The following is a 12,337-nucleotide window of genomic DNA, read 5'->3' as shown; positions in this document are numbered from 1 at the left end:
GGGTTTCAATCCTTAAAGGAGATAACGAATTCGGCGCCTTCATTTGGACGACTACTTACCGAAATTTTACCACCAAGGCTGGTGATATGGTTATATACCAGGTATAGGCCAATACCTTTACTATCTGACCTGTCATTAAACTTTTGGTTAAAGCCGAATATTTTATCCCTTGTTTTATCCATATCAAAACCCTGCCCGTTATCTGTAAATATCAGCTGGCTTACCCCATTATTTTGTTTTGAAGTAATGGAAATTTCCGGGTGAAGCCCGGGCTTTGAATATTTAACCGAATTGGTGATCAGGTTTAAAAATATACTTTCCAGATAAGCTTTGTTAAACCTAATCGTCTTTTTCTGTGTAAAATCGGCCCTCAATATAGTATTTGAGCTTTTTATTAAAAAACCTAAGGACCACAACACTACTTTGAGCGATTCCTCCAGATCCACCTCCTCAACCTGCGCCTGTATGGTTTCTTTTTGAATTAAACCATCCATGTATTTATTTAAGGTGTTTTTCAGGCTCTCGGTTGCCGACTTCAGGATATTGATAAACTCCAGGGTCTCCTCATCCTCAATTTTTGAAGTATCCAGAAGATCAAAAACGGACAGCAAATTTCCGACAGGCGTCCTCAGGTCATGCGAAGCCGTAAAGGTTAATTGCTTCAGATCTGTATTAATCTTGGTAAGATCTTTGATCAGCAAATTCCTGTCTTCTTCCAGTTTCTTTGTATGGGTGATATCTTTAGCGATAGCATAAACCCGTTTCTCACTGTAAACCGGCATTGATGTCCACGCCAGCCAAACTATCCCGCCGCTTTTCGTAACGTACCTGTTTTCAAAGTTCAACAGTGGAAAATCCTCAAAAGCTTTTCGCGGTTTTGCTGGGTAATGTTCTGGTCTTCCGGATGAACAAAGTGATTTATAGGCGCTGAAAACAATTCCTCGTCGGTATAACCTAAAAGTTTGGAAACTGCCGGATTAATCTTTTTAAAGTAGCCATCAAAACCCGCCACGCACAAAAGATCAGGCGTTAATTCAAAAAACAACTCAAGATCAAAATTATTGGTTGCAACCGAACGCCCCCTCTCATTGGCCAGCGCTATTGCTGCCTTATCCTCTCCCGGTAAATCCATAGTTCAATACAAAAACTTAACAAGTTAAATAAATTTACCTGTAAGCATCATAAAGCGCTACCTAAAACTAATAAATAACAAGTATGTTACCAAATTATAAACCCATAAGAAATTAAATTAATTAGTCGATCCTTAAAAAGTCAATAAACAATGACGGATGAATAATTCGGGCGAGTAGCAGATGCTGTAAAAATCTGAATAAGGCGAAAAATAAGTGCCAAAAGGTTGTCTTTCCAGATATTCATCATTCTTTTGAAGTTCATGGCAGCTGCGGCGAGCATTACATTGATCGTATCGCCTTTAATTCCTTTGTAAAAGTTACGACTTAAACGGTGATCGGCTTTCAGATGGCCTATTTTAGGTTCAATACCCGCCCTGTTTGAGAAGCCTTCTTTTAATTTGTTCTTGCGATAACTTGTTAGTTTACTGCTAAATGTTTTTGGGGTATGAATAAGGGTTCCGTGCACCTCTTTTCTTCCCCGGTACCCCCGGTCCACAAATGCTTCTTTGAGCGTGTGTCCGGTAAGTCTTTGCTGTTGTTCCAGGGCAGCATCCAGCGTATGGCCGTCATAATCATTGCCGGGAATGTTCAGCGCCCCGATGATCACGCCACTGTTTTGGGTAACGGTAATGGATACTTTGCTGCCGAATTCATATTTCTTATGTTCTTTGCCTTTGCTGATACATACTACATCTGGTTCATGAAGGCTATAGATTTTATTGCTGTCCTGCCGTTTTTGCCGGAGTACCCGTTGAAATAAATCCAGCTCATCACTAAAGCTTTCTGCAGGTAGTTTTCTTTGCAGTTCCCTTACCAGTCTGCCAGCTATTGTTTTTACTTTTTTATCCGCTTTACGCGCTTTTGCACCATTTTTAGGGTGGTTTCTGAATCGCTGATCAATGCCCAGCTTCTTTAAAGTGCGGCTGTAGCTCTGACGAAGCACTATCCCTTCCTTTTGGGCAATGCTTACGCACTTTTTAATAATCTTCCGGTGCAGTTTACTATCGGTAGGGTAAGTGATATTCTTTTCCTGAACGGTGGTGTCAATGCTTGCTCTGTCTTCTTTGCCATCCTTGCCGTTTATGCGGATACTTTCCTTCAGAATTAATTCTATACCTGCTGCCCCAATGCGATTACGGAAATGTACCAGTTCGCTGGCCTCACAAGGTTCTTTTGCTGTGAAGGTTTGCCCTCCACTAAAGTATTGATAATAAGCATTTTCTGACCATTGCTCCACCACGCTTTCATCACTCAGGTTTCGGATATGCTTCAGCATCAGCAGGGCTACCATCAACCGGATCGGTTTGGCAGGCCTGCCAAAGTCCTCCTTATAATGTTTCCTGAAGCTCTCCTCGAACAAAGACCAATTAATCTGATCAGCTAATAAGTATAAAGGGTGTTTATTGGACAATTGCTCTTTTAAGCCTGGCTGTAAAAAACTCAGCTGTCCTGTATTTATTGGTTTATTAAGCATAAATATCTGCAAGCTTTTACACTAATTTCTGAAAAACTTGCAGATTATAGAAATAAATATTATTAACATCTTGTTGATTATCAACAAATTAAATCATTTTTAAGGGACGACTAATTACCGCGCTTTTAAAACGGTTACTCTTTTAATTATTTTCGTAAAACCAATGCTACAACTATGGAAACATCACGTGGTATAACTTTATATAAGAGCCGGCATTCCGTAAGAGAAATAATTGACCGTTTGGAAACACTTGTGCAGGCGCATGGCGCTACTGTATACGCACGCATCGACCAGCAAGCGGAACTCCGGAAGGCCGGCCTGGAAATACCACCGCTGGAATTTATCCTGTTTGGAAACCCAAAAGCGGGCGGCCAGGTTATACTGGAAAACCCTATGGCCGCACTTGACCTGCCATTAAAAATAATTGCCTGGGAAGACCACAAAAGGAACGTTTTTATCGCTTATAACGACGAGGCATATATTACAGAAAGGTACGGATTAACGCAAATTGCCAATTCCCCCTTAAATCTTGACACGCTGGTTACAGCGGCGCTAAATAGCTGAACCTATAATATCCAATCTGACTTAAGAGATACATCATCAATACTTTAACCCTACAATCCCGAATAGTAATCATAACCCTCCTCGGCCCAATAATCGCGTGGGCGGGTATTGCTAAAGTTAATGGAGCCTATTCGTTTCAGGTTTTTAATGCCATATTTTACGGGGATGATTAGACGCAGCGGCGCGCCGTGGTTAAGCGGGATGGGGTGGTCGTTAACCTCATAGGCAAGCAGCGTTTGCGGGTGCATTGCACTGGGCATATCAATGCCCACATAGTATCCTTTGTCGGGTGTTTCCATGCCCACGTATTGCATTTTTGCGTAGTCCTCCAGCTGGAAATGCTTTATAAAGTCGCTGAATTTTACGCCGGCCCAATGCTGGATCTGGTCCCAGCCTTCAACGCATTTAAAATCATAAACAATCTCCGTTTTTGGCAGGGCTTTCAATTCATCAATGGAAACCTGCAGTATTTCGCCACCCTTTTTTATCACCTGTAATTTCCAGGTAGCCGGATCGAATTTCTTTTTGGCTTCCATCCCGATATCGCTGTTATACCTTACCCGTTTAGCAGCCATCTCTTTAGGATAAGTTTTTACCAGGTGATTTTCGTTGAAAACTAATCTTCTGAAAAATATCTCTGTTTTATTTAGCGCCTTCCTTAACGGCCGGTGCGCTTCTCCGGTTATGCCTGCTGTTTCGGTTGGCGATTTATACAACCATCGCCAGCCTTCAAACGCACCAGCAGCAAAAACAGTGAAAGCGCCGAAAGAAATAAAATTGCGCCTGTTGATCTTTTGCTCAATAGTGAGCTCCTTTTTTATTTTTTTATTTGGCGTTTTCATCGTCGTTTACTGTTTGAATTGCTGGTTTAGGTGTTTCATTAACTACTTCAAAGCCTGATATTACGGAACTGAAATTTTTCCATCCCGCCAGGATCACCTGCACAATGTGGATCACAAAAAACAGTACATAGCCTATAGTTAAGGCAAAATGAAAAATGCGGGCTAAATGATAACCGCCACAAAGCCATGTTAAGTAATAAAATTGCACCGGTTTATAAATAGCCAACCCCGTTATTACCGATCCGACACCCATTATGATAATAGCAGTATAAGCAATGCGCTGCGCGGCATTGTATTTATTTTGCGGTGGCGCCGTTTTGCGGATGTGCAAATCGTGGAGCAATACCAGCCAGGCCTCTTTAAAAGAGTTCCTTTTTGGCACCAATTCACGCCATTCTCCCGAAATTATGGTATATAAGATATAAAACACACCATTGAGCGTAAAAAACCACATAAATAAGAAATGAAAGGCCATCCCCTCGGCCAGCCGCTGCGGGATGCCCAAAGTTTTATAAAACCAGTCAGGGAAAAATTTAACAAACGTATGCCCGAAAATGGTGATGGAATAAATATCATTAGCCCAATAGATCAGCAACCCGCTCCATATCATAATACTTAATATCGGGAAGTTTACCCAGTGGCACCAGCGCATGGCTAATGAGTGTTTTTCTTTAATCGTTTTCATACCTGAATAATGCTCTCTTTAAGACTTATTGCTCCTTTTAAATTGTGGCGGATGTTCCCTTTATCTTCGCTGCACCTGTAATGGCACCTGTGGAAGTATTTTGCAATAAACCTACAAGCTCCCAGCCACTGGCATCGTAACCATTTGGTAAAGATACATTTACTGTACCGGTTTTGCTATTTAACGCAACTTTTTGAAGTTTACGCACGATCTGCACATGCGATAAGGTACGGCCAACATTCTCGCCCCGCTCAACTTTTGTTTGTGCATTTTTTTGCAATACAGCTATTAGCAATACTGTATTACTATCAGTTCCATCCGCGCTGTATTTGATTGTGGCCTGCCCTTTCTCAACAGCCGAAATACCCAGGGAAAGCTGCGCCGGCGAAGCTACCTGCAGGTTGGTTTTGATGGCACTTCTTAGGGTACCTTCTTCGGAACCCACAAACTCTGTCTTACCGTTTACAATGATCTGCGGCGTATAAATTTGCCGCAGGTGTAAGTAGCTTGCATATTCATTTTGCCTTTTTGAAAAGTCAGCGCTGCTAAATGCATCTTTCCAGCCCAAACGGTTCCAGTAATCAACGTGATAAGCCAGTATGTAAACCGGCATATCCTTATCTTCTTTTGCTATTTTCGCCACTAAAGCATCCGCCGGCGGGCAACTGGAACAACCTTCAGAAGTAAAAAGCTCTATAACAGCAAAGCCTTTGCTTTCTTTTTTGATGTGGGTTAAAAGCTTAGTGCCTATGTAGGCTTTTGTCCCCAGGGTGGCAACCATTAGCAACATTGCAAGGATAAATATCTTTGTTGGTCTCATCTTTTTATCATTTAAAATTACTGTTTTTGTTCTCTCTGTCGGATACTTTTCCAAAACCTTACAATAAATGTAAATTATTTTAGGTTTCTAAAATTTGTTGAATCAACCTGTAGCAAAATGAATTGAATGGACACGAATGTGCACGAATAAGATCGAATTGACACTAATCCTATCCGGCGCGTTTTATGTGCGTTGGGTTAAACCTCCTTTTTATTGTAAGGTATTCCATGTATTAACGACTAAAGAGTAAAATGAAGCCTGTGTCGCCGGATTTTCACCAAACAGATTCGTGTATATTCGAATCTATTCGTGAAATTCGTGCCTATTAAATTCGACCTCATTCGTGTTAATTATTAATTTTATTTATGCTTTTAAATCCCCATCAATGGGTTTCGTCCCATGCCGATTATCTTTACTCCTTTGCTATTACACGTATCAACGATGAAGAGATGGCCAGGGATTTGGTGCAGGAAACTTTTTTAGCCGCACTGCAAAAAACAGGAAGCTTTGAAGGTAAAAGCTCCGAGCGAACGTGGCTTACAGCCATCCTTAAAAACAAGATCATTGATGTTTACCGGAAAAAATCACAGGGGCTGAAAGCAATTGACAACGAAGAAAAAGAAAACCGGGAGGCAGACTTTTTTGAAGAGGACGGGCACTGGAAAGCCGAACATGGCCCGAAGGAATTTGGCATTGAAGATAAAGACCACCTGGTTAACAAAGAATTTGAGCACATCCTGCAACAATGCCTGCAAAAGCTCCCGGTATTATGGAAATCCGTTTTTACGATGAAACATATTGATGAAGAAGCAACTGAAACTATATGCACCGAACTTAAAGTGACGGCCTCAAATTTTTGGGTGATCATCCATCGCGCCAAACTGAACCTGAGAGCATGCCTTCAAAAAAACTGGATTTAATTGATTGAATGATGAGCCATCTGAAAAAAATTATACATAACTGCAAGCAAGCCACCTACCTGATCGAAAAGAAATCCATCAAAAGATTAAGTTTCAGGGAAGCTATTGAACTACGCATCCATCTTTTTGGCTGTTCCTTTTGCAGGATCTTCCAAAAACAAAGCCATATAATCAATAAACTGGTAAAAGAACTTTTTAAAAGCGCAATGCAAGCTAAACCCGGGCTGGATGATTCCTTTAAAAAGGAATTGCAGGAAAAGATTGAGGAAGAATTAAAGAAATAAAATTATCTACACTAATGTTCACGAATAAGATCGAATATTCACTAATCGGCTTTAAAAAAGCAATATCAATTTCAACAAAATTCTAAAAATATCATTCAGGTTTTTTCTTATTCGTGTAAATTAGAAACCATTCGGGAACATTCGTGCCCAATCAATTCGTGTCTATTCACCCCTATTCGTGAACATTCGTGTTGTTTAATTAAAATATTTTGTAAGGTTTCTAAAGTTTGCCCGACCAAGGGGTAAAATCATTAAAAAACTAAAAAACAAAGTATGAAATCAATTTTTTCAGGCGCAGTTATCGCCGCCGCAGTTATCGCTTCATTAACCCTTAATGTCCAGGCAAAATCTTTTAACCACGCTTCTGCTCCGGCGTTGAGTGATACCGGCAAAATGGCAAAAGACAAAATGAAGATGGACAAAATGGAGACCAAAAAATCCGGCAAAATGGCAAAAAGCAAAATGAAAGCCGACAAAAAAATGGATAAAATGAATTCCGGCAAAATGAAAATGGCTAAGGATTCTTCAGGTAAAATGTAAGTATGTTTGGTGCTGTTTTAAGGGGGGCCCCGCCCCCCTTTGTTGCATCATCCTACATTTAAGACTAATAAAATCGAACATGAAAAAATATATACTTATTCTACTCGGCATAGCATTATACACACAAGTTTCAGCTCAATCGGGATTGAAAAGCGGCAGCCAGGCGCCTTTATTTAGTGGTAAGGATAATTCAGGCAAAACAGTAGATTTGAAAAATCTGCTCAAATCCCACAAAGCGATAGTCCTGTTTTTTTACCGCGGGCAATGGTGCCCTTATTGCAATAAACAGATCAAAGAACTACAGGACTCACTCCAGTTATTAACCACTAAAGGCGTTTACGTAATTGGCGTAACACCTGAAACCGGCGAAAATATCCAAAAAACGGTTAGTAAAACCAATGCATCGTTTTCTATTATCCAGGATACAGATTACCGCATCATGAAAGCTTATGATGTAAACTACCGGGTGGATGATGCCCTTAATGCTAAGTTAAAAAGCTACGGCGTCGATCTGGAGAAAAACAATGGCAATACCGACCATGTGTTGCCTGTGCCAGCAACCTATGTAATCGCACCTTCCGGAAAGATCATTTATGTACATTTCGATAAAGACTACACCAAACGGACAACTGTACACGCCATATTAAATTCCTTAAATTAAGCCTTAGTATTTATATTTGTTTTGAAAGCACCACCTGCTTTCAGCCTGTCATGAAATACATTTTGATATTATTTCTTTTCTTTAGCTCCACTGCGTCAGCCCAGGAGCCTTTAAAACAAACCCTTAGTTTCGGCATTAGCGGAAAGGTTAAAAACAGCTCCATAATTACTTTGGACTCGCTAAACACTTACCAGGTAAATGTTATTGGCGATATTAGGGTAACCGATCATTTGGGGACGTTTAAACATCAGGACGATCAGTTAAAAGGCGTTTTGTTAAAAGATATTTTAAGTCATATCGTATTGGATGCAAACAGCCCCAAATTGTACAGCAGGTTTTATTTTACCTGCATGGGTAACGATGGTTATGCCGTGGTTTATTCGTGGAACGAATTGTTTAATACAGAGGTTGGCAACCACGTTTTCATAATTATGGAAAAGAATGGCATTAAAGCGGATAAAATGCCCGAAAGCATCCAGATGACCTCCGCATCGGATTTTAAAACCGGGCGGCGCTATTTGCATAATCTGGAGAAGATAGTGGTGGGGAAGGTTGATTGATTGACGCGAATGTCACGAATAAGGCCGAATTTTCACCAATTCACTTTAATGTTAGTTAGCTTACTAACGGGATCATTAATTCACCATTTGACAAACCTTCAACTTCCGGCAGGTTATGACTCACAATGAACACTGTTGTGCCTAATTCTTTAAATAACAACTGTAATTCCCTGATCAATTCAGTTTTCATTTTGGGATCAATGGCCGAAAACGGTTCATCCATCAATAACAGTTTCGGTTTCGTAGCCAACGCCCTTAAAATTGCGAGGCGCTGCTGCTGACCGCCGGAAAGATATTCGGGTTTGTGGGTAGTTAAAGTTTCCAGCTTGCCGATGGCCAGCAGCCTTTTTATCCAGCTGTCATCTTTAGTGGCATATTCCAAATGCTCCAGCACTGTCATGTTTGGAAAAAGTGCATAATCCTGGAAAACGAAACCGGCCATTCTTTTTTGGGCTGGCAGCGAGATTTTTGAAGTGGTATCCAGCCAGGGTAGGCCGTCTACCATAATATTTCCTTTTTCAGGCTGAACAAATCCGGCAATCACCTTTAAAAAAGTGGTTTTCCCCGCGCCGGATGGGCCGTAAATTTTAGTGATACTGCCCATGGCAAAATGCCCGGCAATTTTTAATACTTGCTGCCCATGGTACGTCTTCAGCTTTTTTTCTATGTTGATACTGATCATTCCAACGGGCTTTTTAAACGGTACTTATTAAAAATGAATACGGAGATCACCAGGATAAATGTAATACCAAACAAAATAAGCGAGTATGCGTTGGCGGTGGAGTAATCCATCTGCTCTACCGAATCATATACTGCTATAGAAGCTACACGGGTAACGTTGGGTATATTGCCGCCGATCATCAGCACTACGCCAAACTCGCCTAAGGTGTGTGCGAAGGTGAGCACAATAGCTGTGAGCAAAGATGGTTTGATGTTGGGCAATAAAACATGAATAAATGTTTGCCACCTGGTTTTTCCTAATGAAAAAGATGCCTGTGAAAGTGTTACCGGCAATTGCTGCAAAGCTGACTTTATAGGCCCCAGCATAAAGGGCATGCTGTAAATTACGGATGCCAGTACCAGCCCCTGGAAGGAGAATACAAACTGTACGTTAAAAGTTTGCTGCAACCATTTACCCATACCATGCTGCGGGCTGAAAGCCAGCAGTAAATAAAACCCCAATACCGATGGGGGCAAAACCAGCGGCATGGTAATAATGGCCTCGACGATTACCTTAAAAATGGATCGCCCTTTTGACAACCACCGGGCCACCGGCAAACCGATCACCAGGAGTAAAATGGTGGTTATGCCTGCTAATTTTAAAGTGAGCCATATGGGGTTGAGATCCATTAATTTGATTTATTTGCAGGATTTTAACACGCAGATCATTCTACATGGTAACCATATTCTTTAAAAATAGCTTTTGCAGCAGCGCTAAGGATATATTGATAAAACTTTTCAGCGTCTGGATTACCCTCGCCATGTTTTAATAAAACCATGCCCTGTTCAATGGGCGAGTAAATTTGGGGGTCGATCACCTCCCAGTAGAGCTTTGTTTTATTATTAGGATCTTTTACCAAAGCCTGGGTGGTAAAACCAACATCAGCAACTCCTGTTGTGATATAGGTATTCACCTGCGAAATACTTTCCCCTGTAACTATCTTGGTTTGCACATCAGCTATTATTCCCTTTTTTCTCAGCACCTCGGTCGCGGCTTTGCCGTAAGGGGCAATTGCAGGGTTGGCAATGGCTATCTTATTTATTCTCCCGGTGAGCAATACCCGCGCCCAGTTTTCAAAACCTATATTCTGAATGCTGCAGATCACCAGGCTGCCCTGCGCATAAACGACAGGTTTTTTTGTACTTAAGCCTTCTTTAAACAATGTTTCAGGGAAGGTCATATCGGCAGACAAAAAAACATCAAAAGGCGCACCGTTACGTACCTGGGTTGCCAAATTTCCCGATGCACCAACTATTGGCTCAATGGCTACGCCTGTTTTTTGTTTAAAATCCTGCCCAAGCGCTTTAATTACTGGCTGCAGGTTAGCTGCCACAGCTACTTTTATATTTTGCGCAAACAAATGCCCTGTAAATAATAAAAAGCCAGCCGTTAAAACCTTGGTTTTATTTGCAATTCTGATAAAATGCTTTTTGCCTTCCATTTGTCTTTATTAATAATCAAACGCAGCGCTAATATACACTGTTAGTAAAGCTTATCAGAATTTTTGTAAAGGTTATGTGATACAAAAACTTGCCCGATTCCGAATACCCGTTAACATACAATAATACTATATTAGCCCTATCCGAATATAAAGCCGATTTATTTTTATATTTTTAATAAACCAATTTAAATTTTATTTACCATATACCTGAGAATCATGAAGAAAGGCTCCACGCAAATCATTTTCACTTTCGTTTTAGTTTTCAACTTACTGGCTGGCATCAGCTGCACCAAAAAGGCTGTGGGCGGTGGCATACAACCCGTGCCTGTAATACCACCGGTGGTTACTTTAAAGTCGGACGTGGCGATGTGGCTGACTACCCCGAGTCAATCGGCATTATTACAAAAACAAAATGTGGGCTTGATTTTCAAGAGCAGCAGCAATAGCAATACCAACATAAATGTTGATACTACAAAAACGTACCAGGGCATAGATGGATTTGGTTTTTGCTTAACCGGGGGCAGTGCCACCTTGATCCATAGCCTCGCAGCAGCACAGCAGGACGCGTTATTAAAGGAATTATTTTTAACCGATACCACGCATATCGGCATCAGTTACCTCCGGATCTCCATCGGAGCTTCGGATATGAGCGCCGCCGACTTTACTTATGATGACATGGCCCTCGGGCAAACTGATGTCAGCCTTGCTAACTTTAGCATTGCTGCTGAGCTGACCGACCTGGTACCGGTTTTGAAGAAAATAATTGCCTTAAATCCATCTATTAAAATAATGGCTACGCCATGGACCGCCCCTGTTTGGATGAAAAGCAATACAACGGGCAATAACGGGTTTACAGGCGGAAACTTAAATACGGCCTATTACGATGCTTATGCGGCTTACCTGGTTAAATACATACAGGCAATGCAGGCACAGGGTATTACAATTGATGCCATCTCGCCGCAGAATGAGCCCCTTAACCCGAATAATAACCCCGCGATGGTAATGCAGCCGCTTGAGGAGGCAAATTTTGTTAAAAATAGTTTAGGCCCGCAGTTAAAAACGGCCGGCCTGTCGACCAAAATATTGGTATACGACCATAACACCGACCGTACAGACTATCCTTTAACCATCCTTGCCGATGCGGCTGCCAACCCTTATGTTGATGGCTCGGCGTTTCATCTTTATGCCGGCAATATCAGCGCCCTTACACCGGTTCATAACGCGTATCCCAATAAGAATATTTATTTTACCGAGCAATATACTTCAACTTCGGGTACATTTTCGGGCGATTTAGCCTGGCATATCACCAATTTGATTATCGGCGCCACAAAAAACTGGAGCCGGAATGTACTGGAATGGAACCTGGCGACTGACGGCGGCTTTGGCCCGCATACCAACGGCGGCTGTACTACGTGCCAGGGGGCTTTAACCATTAATGCGCCATCAGTAACCCGCAATGTATCCTATTATATTATTGCACATGCGTCAAAATTTGTGAGACCGGGGGCTGTTCGGATCGCTTCAGACGAAGTGAACTCGCTGCCCAACGTCGCCTTTAAAAATGCTGACGGATCAAAGGTTCTCATTGTATTAAATTCCGCAAATGCAGCGCAAACTTTTAATATACAATTTAACGGGAAGATGGTTACCACCACTTTGCCCGGTGGCGCCGTTGCAACCTATGTTTGGTAA

General features: G+C 41.5%; 16 protein-coding genes. 7 read left to right on the top strand and 9 right to left on the bottom strand.

All coding sequences use genetic code 11. The annotated features are described in order from the left end of the window. Positions 1 to 5: 5 nt before the first annotated feature. From MgSA37_RS28965 to MgSA37_RS01765, 3 genes are all read right to left on the bottom strand, one after another. On the bottom strand, positions 6 to 845 hold the full coding sequence (locus MgSA37_RS28965; protein WP_232010765.1) for a sensor histidine kinase: 840 nt from the start codon (positions 843 to 845) through the stop codon (positions 6 to 8). Then, positions 842 to 1,132, bottom strand: a complete 291-nt coding sequence (locus MgSA37_RS28675) for a PAS domain S-box protein (RefSeq protein ID WP_232010764.1) — start codon at positions 1,130 to 1,132, stop codon at positions 842 to 844. Before MgSA37_RS28675 ends, MgSA37_RS28965 begins: the two co-directional genes overlap by 4 nt. 140 nt (positions 1,133 to 1,272) lie before the next feature. Continuing rightward, a complete protein-coding gene (locus tag MgSA37_RS01765; protein WP_096349565.1) occupies positions 1,273 to 2,607 on the bottom strand; it encodes an IS5 family transposase in 1,335 nt (444 codons plus the stop codon). 174 nt (positions 2,608 to 2,781) lie between these two features. On the opposite strand from MgSA37_RS01765, the gene MgSA37_RS01760 reads away from it, so the two are divergent. Next, positions 2,782 to 3,171, top strand: coding sequence for a DUF302 domain-containing protein (locus tag MgSA37_RS01760; RefSeq protein ID WP_096349564.1), 390 nt, complete (start codon positions 2,782 to 2,784; stop codon positions 3,169 to 3,171). Positions 3,172 to 3,221: 50 nt separating this feature from the next. Here MgSA37_RS01760 and MgSA37_RS01755 read toward each other — a convergent pair whose 3' ends face one another. Genes MgSA37_RS01755 through MgSA37_RS01745 form a run of 3 tightly spaced genes read right to left on the bottom strand, consistent with a single transcriptional unit; the run spans position 3,222 to position 5,518 of the window. Further along, positions 3,222 to 4,013 carry a molybdopterin-dependent oxidoreductase gene (locus MgSA37_RS01755; protein WP_096349563.1) on the bottom strand — a complete coding sequence of 264 codons (792 nt, stop codon included), beginning with the start codon at positions 4,011 to 4,013 and terminating at the stop codon, positions 3,222 to 3,224. Continuing rightward, entirely contained in the window at positions 3,997 to 4,698 is a 702-nt protein-coding gene (locus tag MgSA37_RS01750) for a cytochrome b/b6 domain-containing protein (RefSeq protein ID WP_096349562.1), read from the bottom strand. Before MgSA37_RS01750 ends, MgSA37_RS01755 begins: the two co-directional genes overlap by 17 nt. 37 nt (positions 4,699 to 4,735) lie before the next feature. Further along, positions 4,736 to 5,518 carry a DUF1223 domain-containing protein gene (locus MgSA37_RS01745; protein WP_096349561.1) on the bottom strand — a complete coding sequence of 261 codons (783 nt, stop codon included), beginning with the start codon at positions 5,516 to 5,518 and terminating at the stop codon, positions 4,736 to 4,738. 365 nt (positions 5,519 to 5,883) lie between these two features. Here MgSA37_RS01745 and MgSA37_RS01740 point away from each other — a divergent pair, with 365 nt between their 5' ends. From MgSA37_RS01740 to MgSA37_RS01720, 5 genes are all read left to right on the top strand, one after another. Further along, the gene (locus tag MgSA37_RS01740; protein ID WP_096349560.1) at positions 5,884 to 6,438 is read left to right on the top strand and encodes a sigma-70 family RNA polymerase sigma factor; all 555 of its coding nucleotides are present in this window, start codon (positions 5,884 to 5,886) and stop codon (positions 6,436 to 6,438) included. Between the two features lie 8 nt (positions 6,439 to 6,446). After that, positions 6,447 to 6,722, top strand: coding sequence for a hypothetical protein (locus tag MgSA37_RS01735; protein WP_232010763.1), 276 nt, complete (start codon positions 6,447 to 6,449; stop codon positions 6,720 to 6,722). A gap of 273 nt (positions 6,723 to 6,995) precedes the next feature. Continuing rightward, positions 6,996 to 7,262, top strand: a complete 267-nt coding sequence (locus MgSA37_RS01730) for a hypothetical protein (RefSeq protein ID WP_096349558.1) — start codon at positions 6,996 to 6,998, stop codon at positions 7,260 to 7,262. A gap of 79 nt (positions 7,263 to 7,341) precedes the next feature. Then, entirely contained in the window at positions 7,342 to 7,923 is a 582-nt protein-coding gene (locus MgSA37_RS01725; RefSeq protein ID WP_096349557.1) for a peroxiredoxin-like family protein, read from the top strand. A 50-nt stretch (positions 7,924 to 7,973) separates the two neighbouring features. Then, a complete protein-coding gene (locus MgSA37_RS01720) occupies positions 7,974 to 8,483 on the top strand; it encodes a molybdopterin-binding protein (protein WP_096349556.1) in 510 nt (169 codons plus the stop codon). A gap of 55 nt (positions 8,484 to 8,538) precedes the next feature. Here the strand turns inward: MgSA37_RS01720 and MgSA37_RS01715 are convergent, their stop codons facing one another. Genes MgSA37_RS01715 through modA form a run of 3 tightly spaced genes read right to left on the bottom strand, consistent with a single transcriptional unit; the run spans position 8,539 to position 10,645 of the window. Continuing rightward, positions 8,539 to 9,165, bottom strand: a complete 627-nt coding sequence (locus MgSA37_RS01715; protein ID WP_096349555.1) for an ATP-binding cassette domain-containing protein — start codon at positions 9,163 to 9,165, stop codon at positions 8,539 to 8,541. Further along, positions 9,162 to 9,833 carry a molybdate ABC transporter permease subunit gene (modB, locus tag MgSA37_RS01710; RefSeq protein WP_096349554.1) on the bottom strand — a complete coding sequence of 224 codons (672 nt, stop codon included), beginning with the start codon at positions 9,831 to 9,833 and terminating at the stop codon, positions 9,162 to 9,164. The genes MgSA37_RS01715 and modB overlap by 4 nt, the downstream gene beginning before the upstream one ends. A 35-nt stretch (positions 9,834 to 9,868) precedes the next feature. Next, positions 9,869 to 10,645: a molybdate ABC transporter substrate-binding protein gene (gene modA / locus MgSA37_RS01705; RefSeq protein ID WP_096349553.1), complete on the bottom strand. Its 777-nt coding sequence runs from the start codon at positions 10,643 to 10,645 to the stop codon at positions 9,869 to 9,871. Between the two features lie 216 nt (positions 10,646 to 10,861). Here modA and MgSA37_RS01700 point away from each other — a divergent pair, with 216 nt between their 5' ends. Then, positions 10,862 to 12,337, top strand: coding sequence for a glycoside hydrolase family 30 protein (locus MgSA37_RS01700; protein ID WP_096349552.1), 1,476 nt, complete (start codon positions 10,862 to 10,864; stop codon positions 12,335 to 12,337).

This window comes from Mucilaginibacter gotjawali, from assembly GCF_002355435.1.
Classification (GTDB): Bacteria; Bacteroidota; Bacteroidia; order Sphingobacteriales; family Sphingobacteriaceae; genus Mucilaginibacter; species Mucilaginibacter gotjawali.
Note: the sequence above shows the minus strand (reverse complement) of the source record. Positions and strands in the feature narration are given on the sequence as shown.